The organism is Curtobacterium sp. MCBD17_028 (genome assembly GCF_003234875.1).
In the GTDB taxonomy this organism is placed as follows: domain Bacteria; phylum Actinomycetota; class Actinomycetes; order Actinomycetales; family Microbacteriaceae; genus Curtobacterium.
In genome coordinates this window covers 111,847-133,279 of record NZ_QKTQ01000008.1, presented here as the reverse complement: position 1 = coordinate 133,279, position 21,433 = coordinate 111,847, and the positions used below count along the sequence as shown (strand labels likewise).

The window sequence follows — 21,433 nt, the reverse complement described above, 5'->3', positions numbered from 1 at the left end:
GGATCGCGGTCAGCGCACCGGATGGAGCGCGACGACGAGCACGCCCGCCCACTGCGCGACGAACGCCACGACGGTCAAGGCGTGGAACACCTCGTGGAACCCGAAGACGCGGGGCGCGGGGTCGGGTCGCTTGAACCCGTACACGGCCGCACCGAGCACGTACGCCAGCCCGCCCGTCAGGACGAGGACCATCATCGCCGTGTCGGCGGCGAACAGCTGCGGCAGGTAGAACAGCGCGGAGCACCCGAGCAGGACGTACAGCGGCACGTAGAGCCAGCGCGGCGCTCCGACCCAGAACACCCGGAACGCCATCCCGAGGGCCGCGCCGCTCCACATCACGACGAGCAGCACGGTCGCGTCGCGGTCGCCGAGCGCACAGACCGCGACGGGCGTGTACGTGCCGGCGATGAGCAAGAAGATGTTCGTGTGGTCGATCCGCTTGAGGACGACCTTGACGCGTGGGCTCCACCGGAACCGGTGGTAGGTCGCCGAGACACCGAACAGCACGAGTGACGCCGCCGTGAACACGGCGCTCGCGGCCTTCGCCGCCGGGGTCGCAGCCAGGCAGACGAGCACGATGCCGAGCGCGGCCGCGACGGGGAACGCCCCGAGGTGGATCCACCCACGCCAGGCGGGTGGCGGGACCGGCGCCGACGCGACCGACGCGTCCCGGGCCTCCTCGGCTTCCTCGACGAACGGCACGTGCGGGAGCGCGTCCGGGCTGGGATCGGTCATGGTCCAACGGTAGGCGACCCGGCTGTCGTGCGTGCCTCGGCCGGATCCCGGGTGCAGGTCCGTGCACTAGCGTTGTCGCGTGAGCGCCAGGGCGGGATGGACAGGGCGAGGCCTGGTCTACCGCGCCTACCAGCGCCGCATCCGCGCGCAGATCGCCGCGACCCCGCGTCACGTCGCGATGATCGTCGACGGCAACCGCCGATGGGCGAAGCAGCTCGGACTCGAGACGGCCGCGCACGGCCACCGGGCCGGAGCCGCGAAGATCCCGGAGTTCCTCGGTTGGTGCGACGACCTCGGCGTCCAGGTCGTCACGCTGTACCTGCTGTCCGCCGACAACCTGACGGGGCGGCACTCCGACGAGCTCCGGCAACTCACCGGGATCATCGCCGAACTCGCCGCGAACCTGGCGGCCCATCCCACGTGGCGGGTGCAGCACGTCGGGTCGAACGAGGGACTGCCGCCGGAACTCGTCCGCGCGCTCGAGGGTGCCGAGGCCGAGACCGCCGAGCACACGGGGCTGCACGTCAACCTCGCCGTCGGGTACGGCGGCCGGCGCGAGATCGCGGACGCCATGCGCAGCATCGTCCGGGCGCACGGTGCGGGCGGCGGGACGCTCGACGACCTCGCCGAGGTGCTGACGCCCGAGCTCATCGGCGACCACCTCTACACGCAGGGACAGCCCGACCCGGACCTCGTCATCAGGACGTCGGGCGAACAGCGTCTGTCCGACTTCATGCTCTGGCAGAGCGCACACAGCGAGTTCTACTTCGTCGAGGCGTTCTACCCGGACCTGCGCGAGGTCGACTTCCTCCGCGCGGTGCGGGACTTCGGGCGGCGGTCGCGCCGGTTCGGCGGCTGACGGCTGCGGGCCTCCCGACCGCGGTCCGGCCGGATCGCGTCGGCTCGGCCACGGTCCTCCCGGCCCTGCGGGACCGCCGGTGCGTGCGCTCCGCGGCTCCGGTGCAGCGGCACCAGCGCGTTCTCGGTACACTCACAGCGCTCGCGTCCATGAGGACGCATCGACCGGGGATGGGGACGGTCGGCGGACCAGAACCAGGAGACCAACGGACGTGACCACCATCGACGAGTACGCCGCCGGGTTCCAGGAGGAGCCGGGGTACCTCGACCACGCGGCGTTCGGCCCGGTCCAGACCGCGGTGCTCGAGGAGCAGCGCGTGCTCGGCACCATCCAGGAGCACGTCCGCTTCGGCGCCATGGAGGTGCTCGACGAACAGGACGCGCGGGTGCGCACCGTCGCCGCGCGCCTCGTTCGCCGTCGCGACGACCAGGTCGTCTCGCAGACCGCGACGACGCCCGGACTCCTGCACACCGCGTTCGGCTTGACCGGCGGTGTCCTCGTCGCCGCGGACGAGTACCCGTCGTTGCCGCTCGCACTCGCGAGCGCCGCCGCCGCCACGGGGCGCGTGCAGCCGCTCGTCATCGAGTCCGGCGCCGGGTGGATGACGCCGGACCTCATCGCCTCGCGCCTCAGCGACGACGTCGCCGCGGTCGCGCTCAGCCTCGTCGACTGGCGGACGGGGTACCGAGCCGACCTCGCGGCGATCCGCGACGTGATCGGGGACCGCCTGCTCATCGTCGACGCGATCCAGGGCTTCGGTGCCGTCGACGAGCCGTACGAGGTCGCGGACGTCATCGCCACCGGTGGCCAGAAGTGGTTGCACGCCGGCTGGGGGACCGGGTTCGTGTCGTTCAGCGACCGCGCGCTCGAGCGGCTGCGGCCCGCGCTCTCCGGGCCCGCAGGCACCGTCGGTGAGCCCGGCGAGGTCCCGACCGTCGCGCCGGGCGCCGCCGCGTACCAGATGACGCGCATCGACCCGGTCGCGCAGGCGCGGCTCGCGGTCTCCCTCGAGTCCCTGTCCGGCGTCGGTGTCGCCGCGGTCGAGGCCGCCGTCGCCGAGCGGGCCGAGCGGGTGTTCGACCTGGCGGACGAGTTCGGCGTCGTCGTCGAGTCCTCGCGCGACCGCCGCGAGCGCGCGGGCATCGTCGTGCTCCGGCCCGCACCCGAGCGGTTGACCGCGCTCGCCGCGTCGCTCCACAACCACGGCGTGACCGCGACGACCCGCGCCGGGACGCTGCGCGTGTCGGTCTTCGTCTCGACGACCAACGAGACCCTGGCGATGCTGCGGGACGCGCTCGTGTCCTTCGCGACGATGGTCTGACCCGCTCCGGCGTCCGGCGTCCGGCGTCCGGCGTCCGGCGTCCGGCTTCCGGCCCGGCCCCGAACCTCCGCGATATCGCAGTAGGTGTCGTTCTCGCGCCGTCACAACGACAACGACTGCGATCTCGCGGAATGGCACGGGCCGGGCGGGACGGGCCGGGCCGGCCGGGCCGGGCTGGGGCAGGAGTGACGAGCGTTCACGCCCTCGTAACCCGGAGCCGCCGCGTGTCCCGGGGAGCGTGTCGGTGGGCGGACGTAGATTCGCGACATCGGGCATCGTGCCCGGTCGAAGCGGCCACCGGCGGAGCTTCGAGACCGCGTCGTGGCCGTTCCGAGGACAAGGACCGGGTCGAACGCGGCCCGGGGATGGAGTGGTCGTGACCTCTCAGAACACCTCGCGTGGAACGTCCTCGACAGCGGGGGCCACACCCCGCTCGGGACGGGCCGCCGATGCGTCCGCCGGTATCGCGCAACGGACCTACGTGCTCGACACGTCCGTCCTGCTCAGCGATCCGCGCGCCCTGTTCCGGTTCGACGAGCACGCCGTCGTGCTGCCGGTCGTCGTGGTGAGCGAGCTCGAGTCGAAGCGGAACGACCCCGAGATCGGGTACTTCGCTCGGCAGGCCCTGCGGATCCTCGACGAGCTCCGCATCGAGCACGAGCGCCTCGACTTCCCCGTCGCGGTCGGCGAGGGCGGTTCGCTCCGCGTCGAGCTCAACCACTCCAACACGACCGTGCTGCCGTCGGGGCTGCAGCTCGGCGACAACGACTCCCGGATCCTCGCGGTCGCCATGAACCTGGCGAACGACGGCCTCGACGTCGTCGTCGTGTCGAAGGACCTCCCACTCCGCGTCAAGGCGGCGTCGATCGGCCTGCCGGCCGAGGAGTACCGCGCGGAACTCGCGGTCGACAGCGGCTACACGGGCGTCACGACGCTCGAGATCTCGGGCGACCAGATGGCGGGCCTCTACGAGCACGAGGAGGTCCGCTCCGCCAGCCTCGACGGCGTGCCGGTCAACACGGGCGTGGTGATCCACTCGGAGCGCGGGTCGGCACTCGGACGCGTCCACACGCCGGGCGCGGTGGCGCTCGTCCGCGGTGACCGCGAGGTCTTCGGCCTCCGCGGCCGGTCGGCGGAACAGCGCCTCGCGATCGACGCCCTGCTCGACCCCGAGATCGGGATCGTGTCCCTGGGCGGCAGCGCCGGCACCGGCAAGTCGGCGCTCGCGCTCTGCGCCGGTCTGGAGGCGGTGCTCGAGCGGCAGCAGCACAAGAAGGTCATGGTCTTCCGCCCCTTGTACGCGGTGGGCGGCCAGGAGCTCGGCTACCTGCCGGGCGACGCCGCCGAGAAGATGAACCCGTGGGCGCAGGCCGTCTTCGACACACTCGGTGCCCTCGTGTCGGACAACGTCCTCGAGGAGGTCCAGGAGCGCGGGATGCTCGAGGTCCTGCCCCTGACCCACATCCGCGGGCGTTCCCTGCACGACGCGTTCGTGATCGTCGACGAGGCCCAGTCCCTCGAGCGCAACGTGCTGCTCACGATGCTGTCCCGGATCGGGCAGAACTCGCGCGTGGTCCTGACCCACGACGTCGCGCAGCGCGACAACCTGCGCGTCGGTCGGCACGACGGCGTCGCCTCCGTCATCGAGCGGCTCAAGGGCCACCCGTTGTTCGCGCACGTCACGCTGACGCGGTCCGAACGGTCGGCCATCGCGGCGCTCGTCACCGAGATGCTCGACTCGCCGGAGCTGGCGTAGCGCCGAGCCGGCGGAGCGCCGAGCCGGCGGAGCGCCCGACTGCTCCTCCACACCGGCGCCGCCGACACGTCTCTCCACAGATCCGGGAGGGACGGGTCGGCGGCGTCGGTCGTCCCGCCATGCTGGACCCGTACACGCCGCGGGTCGGTTCCGGCTCTGGGGACGGCCTCCGCCGGCTCGCGGCGTGTGCAGCCCGGGCGGCCTCCGGTGGGGGAGTCGAGGTCGCCCGGGTCCCCGTCCGGTCCGAGCTGGGTCAGTTCGGGTGCGTCATGCTCAGCACGTCGAGCGCGCTGTCGAGCTGCTCCTCGGTGACCTCGCCCCGCTCGACGAACCCGAGGGCGACGACGGCCTCCCGCACGGTGATCGATTCGGCGACGGCGTACTTGGCGACCTTCGCGGCGGCTTCGTACCCGATCACCCGGTTCAGGGGTGTGACGATGGACGGGGACGACTCGGCGAACCCGCGGGCTCGGTCGAGGTCGGCCTCGAGCCCGACGATGGTCTTGTCGGCGAGCGCACGCGTGCTGTTCGTCAGGAGCCGGATGGACTCGAGCAGCGCGGTGCCCATGACCGGGATCGCCACGTTGAGCTCGAACGCGCCGGAGGCTCCGGCCCAGGCCACGGTGGCGTCGTTGCCGATGACGCGCGCGGCGACCATGAGCGTGGCCTCGGGGATCACCGGGTTGACCTTGCCGGGCATGATCGACGATCCGGGCTGCAGGTCCGGGATCCGGAGCTCCCCGAGCCCGGTGTTCGGACCCGACCCCATCCACCGCAGGTCGTTGTTGATCTTCGTCAGGCTCACGGCGAGCACCCGGAGCGCGCCCGATGCCTCGACGAGGCCGTCACGAGCGCCCTGCGCTTCGAAGTGGTCGGCCGCCTCGGTGATCGGCAGGCCGGTGTCGGACGCGAGCTGCTCGATGACGCGCTGCGGGAACCCGGCGGGGGTGTTGATCCCGGTGCCGACCGCGGTGCCGCCGAGGGGGACCTCGGCCACCCGCGGCAGAGTCGCCTGCACGCGCTCGATCCCGAGTCGGATCTGCCGGGCGTACCCGCCGAACTCCTGCCCGAGCGTCACCGGGGTGGCGTCCATGAGATGCGTCCGGCCGCTCTTCACGGCCGTCGCCCACAGCGCCGCCTTGTCCTCGAGTGCGGAGGCCAGGTGGTCGAGCGCGGGGACCAGGTCGTGGATGAGCGCCGCGGTCACCGCGATGTGCACCGAGGTCGGGAAGACGTCGTTCGAGGACTGCGACGCGTTGACGTGGTCGTTCGGGTGCACCGCGGTCTCCGAGGCGTCCGACGCGAGCGTCGCGAGGACCTCGTTCATGTTCATGTTCGACGACGTGCCGCTGCCGGTCTGGTAGACGTCCACGGGGAACTGGTCGTGGTGCTCGCCGCCGATGATCCGGTCGGCTGCCGCCATGATCGCCTCGGCGACGTCCGGCCCGACGACCCCGAGCTGCCCGTTCACGATCGCCGCCGCGCGCTTGATGCGGGCCAGGGCGACGATCTGCGCCGGCTCGAGGCCGCTGCCCGAGATCGGGAAGTTCTCGACCGCCCGCTGGGTCTGTGCGCGGTACAGGGCCGAGGCCGGTACACGGACCTCGCCCATCGTGTCGTGCTCGATGCGGTAGTCGCCGCTGTCCGCCGTGCTGCCGTCGGCGGATGGGGAGGTCGTGGTGTCGGTCACGTCGTCGTGGTCCTTCCTGTGGTGCCGGTCCCCGGCGGTCGGCCGGTCGGCTGCGGTGCCGAGTGCGGCGATTCGCGCCGGTCGACGGGGGCGTCGGGCGCGGGGCCCGGCCGTGGCGGGAGGACTCAGGCGTCCCCGACCACGGTGTCGATGTCGACCAGTCCCGTCGTGAGGTCGTAGGTCGCACCGACGACGGCCAATCTACCCTCGGCGATGGCGTCCGACACGGCACCGGAGCGCTCGATGACCGTCCGCATGGTGGCCTCGAGGTGGGCCGCACCCACGGCCTCCGGGTCGACGGCGAGGGCGGTGTCGGCGGCGGCGTCCGGCGCCGGGGCTCCCGCGGCGGCGCCGACCGTGGACCGCACCCGCTCGACGCTGGGGGCGATCGCGTCCACGAGGGTCTGGAGGTGCGGCGCCGGCACGGGTTCGCCCGAGCACGCGGCGTTGACCGCTCCGCAGCGGGTGTGCCGGAGCACGACCACCAGCGGCGTGCCGAGCGCGACCACCGCGAACTCGATCGACCCGAGCACGACGTCGTCCGCGATCTGCCCGGCGTTCCGGATGGCGAACACGTCGCCGATGCCGGCGTCGAACACGTGCTCGAACGGCACGCGGCTGTCCGAACAGCCGAGGACGGTCGCGAAGGGCGACTGGGACGCGGCCAGCTCGCTCCGGCGCTCGGGGTCGGTGCGACCGACGCGACGCTTGTCGGAGGCGAACCGAGCGTTGCCCTCGACGAGCAGGCGCAGGGCCTCGGCTGGGGTGCTGGCGGCGCGATTCATCGGTTCTGGTCCTCCAGTTGCGTGGCGATGCGGTGGGCGACGGTGCGGAACGAGGCGTCGTCCGCCGTGCCGGCCAGGACGACCGTGCTCGCACCGAACGTCGCGACGAGCGAGTAGGCCTCGTTCCCGGCGCCCTTGCCCTCGTCGCGCCGGTCGTACACGGCCCACTTCGTGCCGTCGATGGTGCGTGAGCCGGTGGCGGCGTGTTCGTCGAGCTGGTTGGCGACCCACGTCTGGTTCGCCCCGATGCCCTGGTGCACGCCGATGTACTGGTCGTCCGGGGTGATGAGTCCGACGGTCCAGACGTCGACCCCGTCGGCGGTGTCGTCCTGGAAGTCCGCGCGGTTCGCCGAGTACCCCGACGGCAGTCGTGGCGCGGCCAGGGTCACGTGCGGGACGTCGGCCTGCGCCGCGACCGACCGGTAGTCGACGTGGGTCGACGTGCTCGACGGGTGATCGGGCCGGGCGACGATCGCGACGAGTGCGAGCACGACGGCCAGGGAGGCCGCGAGGGACAGCACGAGGTTGAGCGCCGTCTGGTGCTGCCGGCGGACGCGACGGGCGTCCTCCTTGCGGATCCGGGTCTCCTCGGCGGTCTCGGGGCGTCCGAGCTCGGCGACGACCGGCGCGCCCTGCGGGTGTTGGTCGCTCATCGGTCGTCCTCGGGCGGCACGCCGTTGCGTGCCGCGTCGAGTCGTGCCCGGGCGCCGACGAGCCACTCCTCGCACTGAGCGGCCAGGGCCTCGCCCCGCTCCCACAGCGCGAGCGACCGTTCGAGTGTCGCGGAGCCCTGCTCGAGCTCGGACACGACGCGGACGAGTTCGTCGCGAGCGGCCTCGTAGCTCAGCGAGGCGACGTCCGACCCCTGGTCGGCTCCGGAAGCGGCTGGTGCTGGCACCGTCCGATCCTACCGAGCACCCGGTGACAGCACGGCGTCGTCGGCGTCGAGCTGGGGATCGTCCCGACCCACCCCGTCGGACTCGGCCCCGTCGGACTCCGCCCCGTCGGACTCCGCCCCGTCGGACTCCGCCCCGTCGGACTCCGCCCCGTCGGACGCCGCGGCGTCGCCCGGCGCCGGACGCAGGCCCTGCGGCCCGGGTCCGTCGGCGGTGATGGTGCCGACCGCCGTGCCGTCGCCGAGCGTCACCCGTACCGAGGTCGGCGTCGCGACCTCGGCGGACGAGCGCACCACCGCGCCGTCGGCGGTCTGGACGATCGCGTAGCCGCGCCGGAGGGTGTCCCGCGGCGACAGCGCCCGCAGCCGACCGGTGAGGTGCCCGACCTCGTGGTGGGAGCGCTCGATCGTCCGCTCGAGGAGTTCACGGCTGCGGGACAGGTCGCGCGCGACCTCCTCGGCCCGGGTGTCGACGAGCCACGCGGTGGACGCGAGCGCGGGACGGGACCGGAGCGCGGCGATCCGGTCCGCCTCCACCGAGAGCGTGTGCGACAGGCGGAGTCCGATCCGGGCGCGGGCCTGGCGGACGTTCGCGAGCTCCTCGGCCACGTCGGGCACGACGCGCTTGGCGGCGTCGGTGGGGGTCGACGCACGGAGGTCCGCGACCTCGTCCAGCAGCGGGCGGTCGGCCTCGTGCCCGATGGCCGAGACGATCGGCGTCGTGCACGCGGCGGCGGCGCGGACCAGACCCTCGTCGCTGAAGCCGAGCAGGTTCTGGAAGTCACCGCCACCACGCGCGACGATGATGACGTCGACCTCCGGGTCGGCGTCGAGGGTCTGGATCGCCGCGGTCACCTCGGCCACGGTGCGGTCGCCCTGCACGGCGGCGTGCACGGTGCGGAACGCGACCTGCGGCCAGCGGAGCTGCGCGTTGCGGAGCACGTCCTTCTCGGCGTCGGAGTCCTTGCCCGTCACGAGTCCGATCCGCCGGGGCAGGAACGGCAGCGGGCGCTTCCGCGCGGCGTCGAACAGCCCCTCGGCGAGCAGGGTGGCGCGGAGCCGCTCGAGGCGTTCGAGCAGGTCCCCGAGTCCGACGTGCTTCATCTCGACGACCTGCATCGTCAGGGAGCCGCCCTTGACCCAGTAGTTGGGCTTGATCGCGGCGACGACACGGTCGCCCTGCCCGAGGTCGGACGGGACCCGCGCACGGACGCTCGACCAGATCGAGAACGACACGGTGGCGTCGACCTCGCAGTCCTTGAGCTTGCCGTAGACGTTGCCGCCGGCCACGTTCCACTGCGTGATCTCGCCCTCGACCCACGCGGTGCCGAGCCGGTCGATCCAGTCCCGGAGCTTCGCGCCGAGCAGCGCGACCGGCCACGGGTTGTCCGCGGTCGGGGGGCCCTGGTCGATCGCCATGCACTGCTCCTGTCGTCGTGCGCCGACGTCGTGCCGTCGGTCGTGGGAGGGTCTCCATCATCCCCCGTGCCCCGAACGGTCCCGGTCGTCCGGGGCGTTCCTCCACACCGGTTCCGCCCAGGGCGGACGCCCAGGGGACGTGTCAGCGTCGGCACCTAGGATCGATGCGTGACGATCACCAACGGACGCACCGTGCAGCTCGCGCCGCCCCGCGTCCCGGCGGCACGCGGCCGACTCCGGGACGAACCGGTCGCCGGCACCAAGAAGGTCCTCCTCGCCGCCCCTCGCGGGTACTGCGCCGGGGTCGACCGAGCCGTCATCGCGGTCGAGAAGGCGCTCGAGCAGTACGGGCAGCCCGTGTACGTCCGCAAGCAGATCGTCCACAACGTCCACGTCGTGTCGACGCTCGAACAGGCGGGCGCCGTGTTCGTCGACGACGTCGCCGAGGTCCCGCACGGCGCGCACGTCGTCTTCAGCGCCCACGGGGTCTCGCCCGCGGTCGTGCAGGGGGCGGCCGACCGCGACCTCCACGCGATCGACGCGACCTGCCCGCTCGTCACGAAGGTCCACCGCGAGGCCCTGCGATTCGCCAAGGCCGACCGCACGATCATCCTCATCGGTCACGCCGGACACGAAGAGGTCGAGGGCACGATGGGGCACGCCCCGGAGCGCACGATCCTCGTCAACGGCCCGGAGGACGTCGCCGCGCTCGAGGTCCCGGACCCGACGAACCTCGTCTGGCTCTCGCAGACCACGCTGAGCGTCGATGAGACGATGGAGACCGTCCGCCTGCTGCGCGAGAAGTTCCCGCTCATCGAGAACCCGCCGTCCGACGACATCTGCTATGCCACGCAGAACCGCCAGGTCGCGATCAAGAAGGTGGCGGCCGACGCCGACCTGGTGATCGTCGTCGGTTCCGCGAACTCGTCGAACAGCGTCCGCCTGGTCGAGGTCGCGCTCGAGCACGGTGCCAAGGCCGCGCACCGCGTCGACTACGCCGAGGAGATCCAACAGGAGTGGCTCGACGGCGTGCAGACCGTGGGCGTCACCTCCGGCGCCTCCGTCCCCGAGGTCCTGGTGCGCGAGGTGCTCGAACAGCTCGCGGACGCCGGCTTCGGCACGGTGGACGAGGTCGTCACCGCGCACGAGGACCTCATGTTCTCGCTGCCGAAGGAGCTCCGCACGGACGCGACGGGACAGCGCGACGCGCGCGCCCTGGGTGGCCGTACCCGGTGAGCGACGCGACCGACGGCCGGGAGGCCCCTCCCGCGTCCGGCGGTCGGCCCTCCGATCCCGTCGGCCGGGAGGCCCCTCCCGCGTCCGGCGATGGTCCCACTCCCGAACGCCGTCCGGATCCGGCCGACGCTGCCGGCCGTACCGTCGGTCGGCCCGCCCCGCAGTACGGCGAGTACGCGCCCGAGGGCTGGGTCAATCCGGTCGAGGTCGAGCGCGCACGCGGTGAACGCGAGGCGGCGGAACGCCGCCGGGCCGAGGCCGACGACCAACGAAGGCCGGTTCCGGTGGGCCGGGTCGGGCCTCCCGGCCGTGCACCGGGGCGATCCCGTCCCGCGGTGCCGACGTCCGGCCGGTTCGGTGCGTCCCCCGGAGACCTGCTCCTGACGGTGCTGCTGCTGGCGTTCGGGTTCACGACCGTCGTGCAGCAGCTCTTCGGCATCAGTCACACCGCCGCGACCATCGCCGACCAGATCGCCGCGCGCTACACCGAGCTCGCCCACCCGGAGGCGCTCGTGCCCGCGAGCGCGCTGTGCGCCGTCGTGGACCTCGTGTTGTTGATCGGCACGGTGTGGTGGTCGGTGGCGCGCCTCCGCCGTCGCCGGGTCACGTTCTGGGTGCCGCTCGTCGGTGGTGCGGTCGCCGGGGCGTTCTCGGTCGTCGTCTACGTCGTCGTGCTCGCGCACGACCCCGCGTACGTCACCTGGATGGTCACGCACAGCGGGCTCTGACCGAGCGCCACGGAGCGGCGGCCGAGCGTCACCGATCCGGTGGCCGCACCGCGCCGATCAGCGGCCGGACCGCGCCGGCCTCAGTCGACCAGGAACGCGCCCACCGCCGCGTGGAGGGCCGCGAGGTCGTCCACGTGCACGAGCTCCCGCGCCGAGTGCATGGACAGCAGCCCGACGCCGATGTCCACGGTGGGGATCCCGAGCCGGGTCGCGGCGAGCGGACCGATGGTCGAGCCGCCGGGGATGCCGTTGTGGTTGACGAAGGGCTGGTACGCGACGCCGGCCGCGGCGCATGCGGCGGCGAACACGGCCTCGCCCCGGGCGTCGGTCATGTACCGCTGGTTCGCGCTGATCTTGAGCAACGGACCCGCGCCCGGTCGGGGCCGGTTCGCCGGGTCGTGCTTCTCGCCGTGGTTCGGGTGCACCAGGTGTCCGGCGTCGCTCGAGAGCAGCCACGACGCGCGGAACGCCCTCGCCGCCTCGCCGACCGTCGCGCCGAGTCCGGCCTGGACACGGCGCAGGACGTCCTCGAGGAAGGGCCCGGACGCACCCGACGGGGTGGCGGAGCCCACTTCCTCGTGGTCGAACGCCGCGAACACGGGGACGTGGTCGGCGTCCCCGGGCGCCGCGATGACCCCACGGAGCCCGGCGTGCACGCTCGTCAGGTTGTCCATGCGCCCGGACGCCAGGAACGCGCCGTCGATCCCGATGCGAGCCGGGGCCTGCGTGTCGGCGAGGAACAGGTCCCAGGCCACGACGTCGCCGGGGATCCGGGCGCGGAGCCACTCGACGACGTCCGGCCCGCCGAGGGTGCCGCCGTCGGTACCGACCACGGGCAACACGTGTCGCTGTCGGTCGATCGCCGCGCCCTCGTTCACCCCGCGGTCCAGGTGGATCGCCAGGTTGGGGATGCGCGCGACGGCCTCGGTCGCCACGAAGGTCGTGCTGCCGTCGGCGAGGACCGCGCGTCCGGCGATGCGGAGGTCGCGGTCGAACCAGGTCGAGAGGATCGGTCCGCCGTACACCTCGACGTCGAGTTGCTCCCACCCCGCGTTCCGGACCACCGGGTTCGGCTTGACGCGGAACCCGGGGGAGTCCGTGTGGGCGCCGACGATCCGGAACGGGGTGGTGGGCGTCGCGCTCGCCGGCAGTCGCCATGCGATGACGGCGCCGTCGCGCACGACGACGTACGCGCCGGCGTCGGTCGGCCAGTCGTCGAGCTCGTCGAGCTGTGTGAACCCGGCCGCCACGAGCCGGCGGGCCGCAGCGTCCGCGGCGTGGAGGGCCGTGGGCGCGTCGACGACGAACGACGCGAAGTCGGGGACGAGGGCGTCGGGGTCGGTCACGCTCAGCTCTGGGACTGTCCGGCCGACCCGAGCACCTTCGCCGCCTGGACGACGCGGGCGGCCATGGCGGTCTCGGCCTTCTTGCCCCAGGCCCGCGGGTCGTACTGCTTCTTGTTCCCGACCTCGCCGTCGACCTTGAGCACGCCGGTGTAGTTCGTGAACATCGAGTCGGCGATGTCGCGCGTGAACGCGTACTGCGTGTCGGTGTCGATGTTCATCTTGATGACGCCGTTCGACACGGCCTCGTGGATCTCGTCGTCGGACGACCCGGAGCCGCCGTGGAACACGAGGTCGAGCGGGTTCTGACCGGTGCCATGGTGCTCGGCGATGCCGCGCTGGATCTCGCCGAGGAGCTCCGGACGGAGCTTGACGTTGCCCGGCTTGTAGACGCCGTGCACGTTGCCGAACGTCAGCGCGGCGATCCACCGGCCCTCGTCGCCCATGCCGAGCGCCTCGACGGCCTTCTCGACATCGCCGAGCGTCGTGTACAGGGCCTCGTTCGTGCCCTCGTGCTTGACGCCGTCCTCCTCGCCGCCGACGACGCCGATCTCGACCTCGAGGATCGCGTTGATGTTGCGGGTCTTCTGGATCATCGTCTTCGCGATCTCGAGGTTCTCGTCGAGGGGGATCGCCGAACCGTCCCACATGTGGGACTGGAAGATCGGGTCGCGGCCCTGCCGGATCTCGTCCTCGCTCGCCTGGATGAGCGGCAGGACGAACGAGTCGAGCGCGTCCTTGGGGCAGTGGTCGGTGTGGAGCGCCACCGTGATCGGGTAGTTCTTGGCGACCTCGTGCGCGAACGCCGCCATGGCCAGCGCGCCGGCGGCCCGGTTCTTGACCGTGTGGCCAGCGAAGTAGTCGGCACCGCCCGTCGTCACCTGGATGATGCCGTCCGACCCCGCCTCGGTCAGGCCCTGCAGGACGGCGTTGATCGTCTGCGACGACGAGACGTTCACGGCCGGGTACGCGAACTTGCCGGCCTTCGCGCGGTCGATCATCTCGGCGTACTGCTCGGGGGTTGCGATGGGCATCTCGGCTCTCCTTCGACGTGTCGATCCGTCCACGATCGTAGCCAGGGGCCGGGAGGCCGGTCACAGGTGGTCGAGGGCGGCCTCCCGCCCGGCGCGCCGTCCGGCTCCGGACGACAGCTGTCGCTCAGCTCTGGGACGCCCGAACGTCCACTGGGAAGCGGCTCGGTACGCTGGACGGGTGAATGCGACTGACACCGGTGCCCTGTTCCTCCAGCCCGACCGCAACCTGGCGCTCGAGCTCGTGCGTGCGACCGAGGCGGCGGCGATCCGCGCGCAGCCGTGGGTGGGGCGGGGTGAGAAGAACCTCGCCGACGGTGCCGCGGTCGACGCGATGCGCAAGTTCCTCGGCACGGTCAACTTCGACGGCGTCGTCGTGATCGGTGAGGGCGAGAAGGACCAGGCGCCCATGCTGTTCAACGGCGAGCACGTCGGCAACGGGCACGGACCCGCGTGTGACATCGCGGTCGACCCGATCGACGGCACATCGCTCACCGCGGCCGGGCGACAGAACGCGATCTCGGTGATGGCGGTCTCCGACCGGGGGTCGATGTACGACCCGTCGGCGGTGTTCTACATGAACAAGATCGCGGCCGGCCCCGAGGGGCGCGGGGTCCTCGACCTGCACAAGCCCGTCGGCGAGAACATCCGTGCGCTGGCGAAGGCGAAGCACAAGGACATCGAGGACATGCAGATCGCCGTCCTGGACCGTCCCCGGCACGAGGAGCTCATCCGGCAGATCCGCGCGGCGGGTGCCGGCACGCGGCTGCTGCTCGACGGTGACGTCGCCGGCGGGATCTCGGCGGCGATGCCCGGATCGAAGATCGACATGTGCGTCGGTGTCGGCGGGACGCCCGAGGGCATCATCACCGCCTGCGCGATCAAGGCGCTCGGCGGCGTGATCCTGGGGCAGCTGCAGCCCAAGGACGACGACGAGCGGCAGAAGGCCATGGACGCCGGGCACGACCTCGACCGCGTGCTCGACCAGGACGACCTGGTCACGGGCGACAACACGTTCTTCGTGGCGACGGGTGTGACCGACGGCGTGCTCGTCGACGGCGTCCGGCGCTCCCGCGGTGTCATCCACACCGACTCGATCGTGCTCCGTTCGCACTCCGGCACGGTCCGCCGGATCCAGGCCGACCACCGCGTCGAGAAGTGGTTCTGACCCGCATCGGCGTCAGTCGTCGTCGACCGCGGCGACGAGTTCCGGCGCGGTGAGCAGGCGGGGCTCGTCCTCGACGGGGGTGGGTTCGGCGATCACCTTGGCCTCGTCGAGCAGCGACAGGCGACGGGCCGACGGGAGCACCTGCCGCTCGAGCGACCCGACGAAGCGGTTGTAGTCGACCACGGTCCCGCGGATCGTCCGACCGAGCTTGTCCACGTGCCCGGCCATCGTCGCGAGCCGCCCGTACAGCTCGCGGGACACGCGGAACAGCTCGCGTGCCTCCAGGGTGACGACGTCCTGCTGCCAGCTGAACGCGACGGTCTTGAGGACCGACCACAGCGTCACCGGCGAGGCGAGTGCGATCCGCTTCCGGAACGCGTGGTCGAGCAGCGCCGGATCCGCGGCCAGTGCACTCGACACCAGGGACTCGGACGGGATGAACGCGATCGTCAGCTCCGGTGAGGCGTCGTACCCGGACCAGTACTCCCGCGCGGCCAGGGCGTCGACGTGGGCGCGGACGGCGCGCACGTGCTGGTCGAGCAGTGCCCGGCGTCGGGCGGCGGCCTCACCCGTGGCGGTCTCGGGGATGCTCGTGGCCTCGAGGTAGGCGCTGAACGGGACCTTCGCGTCGACGGCGATCGACTTGCCGCCCGGCAGGTGCACGACCATGTCCGGACGGGCGGCCCCCGCGGTGGTGGTGACGCTCGACTGGACGTCGAAGTCGACGCGTTCCAGCAGCCCCGCGGCCTCGACCACGTTCCGCAGCTGGGTCTCGCCCCACACGCCGCGGGTGCTGTTCGACGACAACGCGCTCGCGAGGGTCTCGGCGGTGGCGCGCAGTCGCTCCTCCGACTCGACCGCGGCACGGAGCTGTGCCGACAGCGCGCCGTACTGCTCCCCGCGGCTGCGCTCGAGCGCCGTCACCGTCCGCTGCATCTGCTCGAGCGTGGCCGCGACCGGCCCGAGCGCCGTGAGGACGCGGGACTCCTGCTCGGTCCGCGTCGTGTCGGCACCGTGCATGCGGGAGACGATGTGCTCGAGCTCGGCGGCCCGGCGCTCGAGCGACTCGACCTGCCGGCGGTACTGGGCGTCCTGCATGGCCAGGCGGTCGGCGTGCTCCTGGGCCCGCTCGGCGTCGTGCGCGGCAGCGTCGGCGACGGCACGGTCCAGCTGCGCGCGGAGACCGTCGGCCGTCGCCCGGGCGGTCGCGAGGTCAGCGCCGGTGCGGCCACGCACCACCGACCACGCCACGAGGGCGCCGAGCGCGGCCCCGACGAGCAGTCCGACGACGAGCAGGAGAGCGTCCATGTCCTCGAGCGTGGCAGCCACCTCCGACACCGCCCGCGGGCCCACGCTGCGGGCGGGTGACCCGAGCGGGAACTCAGTCGGCGAACGCCATCGCGCGGTCGCCGCGGGGCTCGGACGTCCGCGCCTGGACCGTCCCGAGCTTGGCGTTCGTGGCCGTCGACAGCCCCTCGAGCGAGTCGACGCCGTGCTGCGCGGCAGCGTGCACGATGATCGCGGCGCAGGCCTCGGCGTCGGCGAGGGCGTCGTGGTGGCGGAAGCCGTCGAACCCGGCCGCGCCCGCAGCCATCGGGAGCCGGTAGGACTCGAGCTGGTAGGTGCGTCGAGCGACCTGCAGGCTGCAGAGGTGCCGGTGGGCCACGACGTCGATCCCCGTGGCCGCGCACCCGCCCGCGATGACGCCCATGTCGAACCGGGCGTTGTGGGCCGTCAGGACGTCCTCGCCGGCGAAGGCACACAGCTCGACGTACTGTTCGGCCCAGCCGAGGGCGTCGATGACGTCCTCCGCGACGATGCCGTGGATCCGCGTGTTCCACTCGAGGAACGCGTCGTGCCCGACCGGCGGCCGGATGTACCAGGAGGCCCGTTCCACGACCACGCCGTCGCGCACCTTGACGAGTCCGACCGAACACGCCGACGCGCTCGATCCGTTGGCCGTCTCGAAGTCGATCGCGGTGAAGTCCAGGGGCACGTCGCCATGCTCGCACGACGCTCCGACATCCCCTCGTGTCACACGCCGCGTCCGTCGCCCGCCGCCGGACCGGGAGGTGCGGGGCGGGCCCGCACCATCCCTCCCGGCCGCCGCCGGACCGGAAGTGCGGGGCGGGCCCGCACCGTCCCTCCCGGCCGCCGCCGTTAGGCTTGTCCGTCGTGGCACTCACCATCGCGATCGTCGGACTCCCGAACGTCGGCAAGTCGACCCTGTTCAACGCCCTGACGAAGAACCAGGTCCTGGCGGCGAACTACCCGTTCGCGACCATCGAGCCGAACGTCGGCGTCGTCAGCCTGCCGGACCCGCGCCTGCAGCAGCTCGCGGACCTCTTCCACTCGGAGAAGGTCCTGCCGGCTCCCGTGTCGTTCGTCGACATCGCGGGCATCGTCAAGGGCGCGAGCGAGGGCGAGGGTCTCGGCAACAAGTTCCTCGCGAACATCCGCGAGGCCGACGCGATCGCGCAGGTCGTCCGCGGCTTCGCCGACGACGACGTCGTGCACGTGTCCGGCCAGGTCTCGCCGCGCGACGACCTCGAGGTCATCAACACCGAGCTCATCCTCGCCGACATCGAGACCATCGACCGCGCCCTGCCGCGGTACGAGAAGACGGTGAAGCTCAAGCAGGCGGAGCCCGCGGTCCTCGAGACCGCTCGGGAGGCCCGTGCCGCGCTCGAGCAGGGCACGCTCCTGTCCGCCACGTCCATCGACCTGGCCCCGATCAAGGAGCTCGGGCTCCTGTCGGCCAAGCCGTTCATCTTCGTGTTCAACGTCGACGAGGCCGTGCTCACCGACGACGCCCGCAAGGCGGAGCTCGCCGCGCTCGTCGCCCCCGCGCAGGCCGTGTTCCTCGACGCCAAGATCGAGTCCGAGCTCATCGACCTCGAGCCGGACGAGGCACAGGAGCTCCTCGAGGCCACCGGGCAGCCGGAGTCCGGGCTCGACCAGCTCGCCCGCATCGGGTTCGACACCCTCGGGCTGCAGACGTTCCTGACCGCCGGTCCCAAGGAGTCCCGCGCCTGGACGATCGGCAAGGGCTGGAAGGCGCCGCAGGCCGCGGGCGTCATCCACACCGACTTCGAGAAGGGCTTCATCAAGGCCGAGGTGATCTCGTTCGACGACCTCATCGCCGCGGGGTCGATCGCCGAGGCACGGTCTCGTGGGGTCGCCCGCATCGAGGGCAAGGACTACGTCATGCAGGACGGCGACGTGGTGGAGTTCCGCTTCAACAACTGACCGGCCCGGAACGACGCCGATCCGGCGCTGTTCGCCCGCCTCGGTCCGCAGAGAGTCCGCAGGGTCACCGGAGACCTGGCGCAGAGCCCTGCTGACGCCGACCGTGTGCGGTCGTCGGCGTTCGGCCCGACGTGGCTGTAGCCTGCGCGCCGCGGCGATCAGCTGGCTCGTCCGATCACGGACCGGGACGCTTCGACGTCGACCCAGCGGATCGGATGAGCACAGATCCGTGAGCGGCGTCAGGAGCTGGCGTCGAGCGTGTCGAAGGTCCGGCGAAGCAGATCGACGGGGAGGACTCCGGGGGTGTCCTCCACGGCCCAGATGCTGATCGCCACGTCGAAGCAGCTGAGCGCGGCGTGCACGAGCGTCCGGGCGCGGAGGTCAGCGTCGTCGCGGGCGATGCGTTCAGCTGTGAGCGGCACGAGTACCTCGGCCCAGGACAGGTGCTTCTCGAGGTTGCGGGCACGGAGCGACGGCGTGCGCAGCATCACGCGGACCGATTGACGGCCGGCGTCGGAGTCCGCGCCGCCGCGTTCGAGCATCACGACGAACGCTTCGCGGAGCGCATCCCAAACAGGTTCGCCAGCTGGTCGGGCGCGGAGCGCGTCGGCGAGGTCGTCTCGGTGGCGAGCCGGATCGCCGATCACCGCGTCCTCCTTCGCGGGGAAGTAGCGGTGGAAGCTCCGGGCGGAGATGCCGACCTCGGCCGCGATCTGCTCGACGGTCACGCTGTCGAACCCCTCCGCGTCGAACCGAGCGACGGCCACCGCGGCGATCCGAGAACGCACGGCGTCGCGGGTGATGTCCCGCAACCCGGTCCGGCTCGTCGTCTCGCTCACGGCGTCATCCTACTGCCGCTGACACTGTGGGCCCAGAGTGTCAGGGTCTGACACGAAAGGCGTACACTGACACAACTTGCTCTCCACACGGAAGGAACCAACATGCAGCAGCGCATCCTCGGCGACCAAGGTCTGGTCGTCAGTGCTGTCGGTTACGGCGCGATGGGCACGGCGTTCGCCTACGGCCCGAGCGACGACACCGAATCGACCGCCGCCATCCGGCACGCGCATGAACTCGGGGTCACGCACTTCGACACCGCAGAGTTGTACGGGTGGGGCGTCGGCGAACGTCTGCTCGGAACCGCCCTCGCTCCGATCCGCGACGAGGTCACCATCGCGACGAAGTTCGGCTTCGCCCGTGGTGCCTACACGCCGGACTCGCGCCCGGAGCACATCCGCGAGGTGGTCGAGGCGAGCCTCCGGAACCTCGGCACCGACTCGATCGACCTCCTGTACCAGCACGTCCATGACCCCGCGGTGCCCGTGGAGGACGTCGTCGGCGTGATGCAGGAGTTCGTCCAGGCTGGGAAGGTCCGCTACCTCGGGCTGTCGAACACCGATGCCGAGCAGCTCCGCCGGGCGAACGCCGTCCACCCGATCTCGGCGTTCCAGACCGAGTACTCCGTGTTCGCCCGAGAGTCCGAGGAGCTCTTCCCCGTCGTCGATGAGCTCGGCATCGGTGTGGTCGCGTACTCGCCGCTGGCGCGCGGCTTCCTGAGTGCAGCCGTCCGCCCTCGCTCCGACTACCCGTCTGACGACATCCGGCACATGCTCGACTGGTGGGCACCGGAGCACTTCGACGCGAACGTCGCCGTCGCCCAGGGGCTGTCGGCAATCGCGGACGACAAGGGCATCTCGCTCTCGCAGCTGTCACTCGCGTGGATCCTCGCGAAGCGCGACGACCTCGTCCCGATCCCGGGGTCGCGCAATGCGAACCGGGTCGCGGAGAACGTGGCCGCGGCGGACGTCGTCCTCACGCCTGATGACATCGCCCGCATCGACGCGTTCGCCGAGCGCGTGCAGGGATCGCGCGCGGCCGCGACTGCCTGAGACGCTCCCCGATGACACGGGGTGCGTGACGCGCTCTTCGGGCGCCGAACCGAGGGGAGAACCGCTCTGGCCTGGTCGACGCCTCGTGTCGACCAGGCCAGCCTTTCGGGCTCGACCAGCTCGCCCGTATCGGGTTCGACACCCTCGGGCTACAGACGTTCCTGACCGCCGGTCCCAAGGAGTCCCGCGCGTGGACGATCGGCAAGGGCTGGAAGGCGCCGCAGGCTGCGGGCGTCATCCACAGGCACGGTCCCGCGGGGTCGCCCGCATCGAGGGCAAGGACTACGTGATGCAGGACGGCGACGTGGTGGAGTTCCGCTGCAACAACGAGTCGTGACCCGCGACTCGGGCCCGACGGCGAAGCGCACGGTGAGGCGTGGCGTGGTGTGCTCGCCGCACTCGGCTCCTCCGGATGAGCACTGACCTGGATGTCGCACTCGCCGCGCACCGAGCAGCGCCGTTCCCCGACGCGGTGGAACGCGGCGAACAGTACGGTCTCGTGGACGCCGTCATGGTCGACTCGGATATTTTCGGCTGGGCGACCGAAGTGTCCGCTGGGGTTGTCCTCGCGCCGGAGGCCGCCCGCGGGCTCCGGCAGTGCGCTGACGGACTGTCGGCATCGCTCATCGCGTTCCCCGAGGCTGCCCGGGTGTACTACGTACACCTGCTGCTCGTCGCCGAGCTTGCGCTGCGGGACGATGCTCTGCGGATCGCGGGCACGAGCGACCCGCTCGCGCCCGACACCGTGGCGGGTGACCCCGAACGTGAGGCGACGACCGCCACTGTGCCAGGAGCCGGGCCGGAAGCCGCACGGCGCCCGCGGTCCGGGCTCGCCGGACTGTTCCGGGCCTCCCGGTCGTCGCACCCCCAGCCCACTCCGGACCCGGCGGCGTTCGTGCCCGAGCTCGAGTCGATCCTGTTCTCGGCGGATCCGGTCGGCATCGCGTTCGAGACGAACACCGACGAGTACCGGCCCGAAGCGGAGACGATCGCGCTGCGCCTGCCGGACGCGACGTCGGTGGACGACGTCCAGCGGATCATCCACGAGGAGTTCGTCGCCTGGTTCGATGCCTCGACGGCCGGTCCGGCCCTCCGCTACCGCGCGCTCGCGGCCCGGGTCTGGCTGCTGTGGAGCGAGCGGGGCTGAGACCATCCGGGTGGGCGCCGCGGTGCCGCTCAGTCCACGAGCGCGATGATCACCGCGGGGATGCGGTGCTCGATCACCGCCCACGCCCGGACGTCCATGGAGTGTCGGTCGCGGAGAGCCCTACTGCGTCTGTGGATGATCCCCGACGCTGGTGGATCAGCACTACCGTGGTGCCCACCCAC

Annotated in this window: 19 protein-coding genes and 2 pseudogenes; 10 read left to right on the top strand and 11 right to left on the bottom strand. The window is 72.0% G+C overall.

Features of this window, described 5'->3' with window-relative positions; genetic code table 11:
• Positions 1-9: 9 nt before the first annotated feature.
• Positions 10-735, bottom strand: coding sequence for a hemolysin III family protein (locus tag DEI86_RS11295; RefSeq protein WP_111010900.1), 726 nt, complete (start codon positions 733-735; stop codon positions 10-12).
• 79 nt (positions 736-814) lie between these two features.
• Here DEI86_RS11295 and DEI86_RS11290 point away from each other — a divergent pair, with 79 nt between their 5' ends.
• From DEI86_RS11290 to DEI86_RS11280, 3 genes are all read left to right on the top strand, one after another.
• The gene (locus tag DEI86_RS11290; protein WP_111010899.1) at positions 815-1,594 is read left to right on the top strand and encodes an isoprenyl transferase; all 780 of its coding nucleotides are present in this window, start codon (positions 815-817) and stop codon (positions 1,592-1,594) included.
• A gap of 211 nt (positions 1,595-1,805) precedes the next feature.
• Positions 1,806-2,915, top strand: coding sequence for an aminotransferase class V-fold PLP-dependent enzyme (locus DEI86_RS11285; protein ID WP_111049567.1), 1,110 nt, complete (start codon positions 1,806-1,808; stop codon positions 2,913-2,915).
• Positions 2,916-3,378: 463 nt separating this feature from the next.
• Positions 3,379-4,671 (top strand): PhoH family protein, encoded by a 1,293-nt coding sequence (locus DEI86_RS11280; RefSeq protein ID WP_258376532.1) that lies wholly within the window; start codon positions 3,379-3,381, stop codon positions 4,669-4,671.
• A gap of 253 nt (positions 4,672-4,924) precedes the next feature.
• On the opposite strand, the gene DEI86_RS11275 is transcribed toward DEI86_RS11280, so the two are convergent.
• The 5 genes and pseudogenes from DEI86_RS11275 to xseA all read right to left on the bottom strand — a co-directional run.
• The gene (locus tag DEI86_RS11275; RefSeq protein WP_111049565.1) at positions 4,925-6,361 is read right to left on the bottom strand and encodes an aspartate ammonia-lyase; all 1,437 of its coding nucleotides are present in this window, start codon (positions 6,359-6,361) and stop codon (positions 4,925-4,927) included.
• 125 nt (positions 6,362-6,486) lie between these two features.
• On the bottom strand, positions 6,487-7,146 hold the full coding sequence (locus tag DEI86_RS11270; protein ID WP_111049564.1) for a carbonic anhydrase: 660 nt from the start codon (positions 7,144-7,146) through the stop codon (positions 6,487-6,489).
• Positions 7,143-7,799: a DUF4245 domain-containing protein gene (locus tag DEI86_RS11265; RefSeq protein WP_111049563.1), complete on the bottom strand. Its 657-nt coding sequence runs from the start codon at positions 7,797-7,799 to the stop codon at positions 7,143-7,145. The genes DEI86_RS11270 and DEI86_RS11265 overlap by 4 nt, the downstream gene beginning before the upstream one ends.
• Entirely contained in the window at positions 7,796-8,044 is a 249-nt protein-coding gene (locus DEI86_RS11260; protein WP_111049562.1) for an exodeoxyribonuclease VII small subunit, read from the bottom strand. The genes DEI86_RS11265 and DEI86_RS11260 overlap by 4 nt, the downstream gene beginning before the upstream one ends.
• 123 nt (positions 8,045-8,167) lie before the next feature.
• Positions 8,168-9,460 (bottom strand): annotated as a pseudogene (xseA, locus tag DEI86_RS11255) (exodeoxyribonuclease VII large subunit); the annotation flags it as partial.
• Positions 9,461-9,628: 168 nt separating this feature from the next.
• Between xseA and DEI86_RS11250 the strand changes: the two are divergent.
• Positions 9,629-10,696 carry a 4-hydroxy-3-methylbut-2-enyl diphosphate reductase gene (locus DEI86_RS11250; RefSeq protein ID WP_111010893.1) on the top strand — a complete coding sequence of 356 codons (1,068 nt, stop codon included), beginning with the start codon at positions 9,629-9,631 and terminating at the stop codon, positions 10,694-10,696.
• On the top strand, positions 10,693-11,424 hold the full coding sequence (locus tag DEI86_RS16720) for a DUF6264 family protein (protein ID WP_111010892.1): 732 nt from the start codon (positions 10,693-10,695) through the stop codon (positions 11,422-11,424). Before DEI86_RS11250 ends, DEI86_RS16720 begins: the two co-directional genes overlap by 4 nt.
• Positions 11,425-11,504: 80 nt before the next feature.
• On the opposite strand, the gene DEI86_RS11240 is transcribed toward DEI86_RS16720, so the two are convergent.
• Positions 11,505-12,770: a M18 family aminopeptidase gene (locus tag DEI86_RS11240; protein WP_111049560.1), complete on the bottom strand. Its 1,266-nt coding sequence runs from the start codon at positions 12,768-12,770 to the stop codon at positions 11,505-11,507.
• Between the two features lie 2 nt (positions 12,771-12,772).
• Positions 12,773-13,801 carry a class II fructose-bisphosphate aldolase gene (gene fbaA / locus DEI86_RS11235; protein WP_111010890.1) on the bottom strand — a complete coding sequence of 343 codons (1,029 nt, stop codon included), beginning with the start codon at positions 13,799-13,801 and terminating at the stop codon, positions 12,773-12,775.
• Between the two features lie 178 nt (positions 13,802-13,979).
• On the opposite strand from fbaA, the gene glpX reads away from it, so the two are divergent.
• A complete protein-coding gene (glpX, locus tag DEI86_RS11230) occupies positions 13,980-14,966 on the top strand; it encodes a class II fructose-bisphosphatase (protein ID WP_111010889.1) in 987 nt (328 codons plus the stop codon).
• Between the two features lie 12 nt (positions 14,967-14,978).
• Here the strand turns inward: glpX and DEI86_RS11225 are convergent, their stop codons facing one another.
• Positions 14,979-16,274, bottom strand: coding sequence for a DNA recombination protein RmuC (locus DEI86_RS11225; protein ID WP_111049596.1), 1,296 nt, complete (start codon positions 16,272-16,274; stop codon positions 14,979-14,981).
• 73 nt (positions 16,275-16,347) lie between these two features.
• Entirely contained in the window at positions 16,348-16,962 is a 615-nt protein-coding gene (locus DEI86_RS11220) for an exonuclease domain-containing protein (RefSeq protein ID WP_111010888.1), read from the bottom strand.
• A gap of 179 nt (positions 16,963-17,141) precedes the next feature.
• Here DEI86_RS11220 and ychF point away from each other — a divergent pair, with 179 nt between their 5' ends.
• The gene (gene ychF / locus DEI86_RS11215) at positions 17,142-18,215 is read left to right on the top strand and encodes a redox-regulated ATPase YchF (protein WP_111010887.1); all 1,074 of its coding nucleotides are present in this window, start codon (positions 17,142-17,144) and stop codon (positions 18,213-18,215) included.
• 239 nt (positions 18,216-18,454) lie between these two features.
• On the opposite strand, the gene DEI86_RS11210 is transcribed toward ychF, so the two are convergent.
• Positions 18,455-19,054, bottom strand: coding sequence for a TetR family transcriptional regulator (locus DEI86_RS11210; protein WP_111013668.1), 600 nt, complete (start codon positions 19,052-19,054; stop codon positions 18,455-18,457).
• A 102-nt stretch (positions 19,055-19,156) separates the two neighbouring features.
• On the opposite strand from DEI86_RS11210, the gene DEI86_RS11205 reads away from it, so the two are divergent.
• From DEI86_RS11205 to DEI86_RS16715, 3 genes and pseudogenes are all read left to right on the top strand, one after another.
• Positions 19,157-20,104 (top strand): aldo/keto reductase, encoded by a 948-nt coding sequence (locus DEI86_RS11205; RefSeq protein WP_111036514.1) that lies wholly within the window; start codon positions 19,157-19,159, stop codon positions 20,102-20,104.
• A gap of 107 nt (positions 20,105-20,211) precedes the next feature.
• Positions 20,212-20,441: pseudogene (locus DEI86_RS11200) on the top strand (DUF933 domain-containing protein); the annotation flags it as partial.
• A gap of 75 nt (positions 20,442-20,516) precedes the next feature.
• The gene (locus DEI86_RS16715; protein ID WP_220038513.1) at positions 20,517-21,251 is read left to right on the top strand and encodes a hypothetical protein; all 735 of its coding nucleotides are present in this window, start codon (positions 20,517-20,519) and stop codon (positions 21,249-21,251) included.
• Positions 21,252-21,433 lie beyond the last annotated feature (182 nt).

Bases quoted from the DNA above. Each gene is read 5' to 3' on its own strand.
- DEI86_RS11295 (WP_111010900.1), bottom strand. From the start codon at position 735: ATGACCGATCCCAGCCCGGACGCGCTCCCGCACGTGCCGTTCGTCGAG.
- DEI86_RS11270 (WP_111049564.1), bottom strand. From the start codon at position 7,146: ATGAATCGCGCCGCCAGCACCCCAGCCGAGGCCCTGCGCCTGCTCGTC.
- DEI86_RS11265 (WP_111049563.1), bottom strand. From the start codon at position 7,799: ATGAGCGACCAACACCCGCAGGGCGCGCCGGTCGTCGCCGAGCTCGGA.
- fbaA (WP_111010890.1), bottom strand. From the start codon at position 13,801: ATGCCCATCGCAACCCCCGAGCAGTACGCCGAGATGATCGACCGCGCG.
- DEI86_RS11225 (WP_111049596.1), bottom strand. From the start codon at position 16,274: ATGGACGCTCTCCTGCTCGTCGTCGGACTGCTCGTCGGGGCCGCGCTC.
- DEI86_RS11205 (WP_111036514.1), top strand. From the start codon at position 19,157: ATGCAGCAGCGCATCCTCGGCGACCAAGGTCTGGTCGTCAGTGCTGTC.
- DEI86_RS16715 (WP_220038513.1), top strand. From the start codon at position 20,517: ATGAGCACTGACCTGGATGTCGCACTCGCCGCGCACCGAGCAGCGCCG.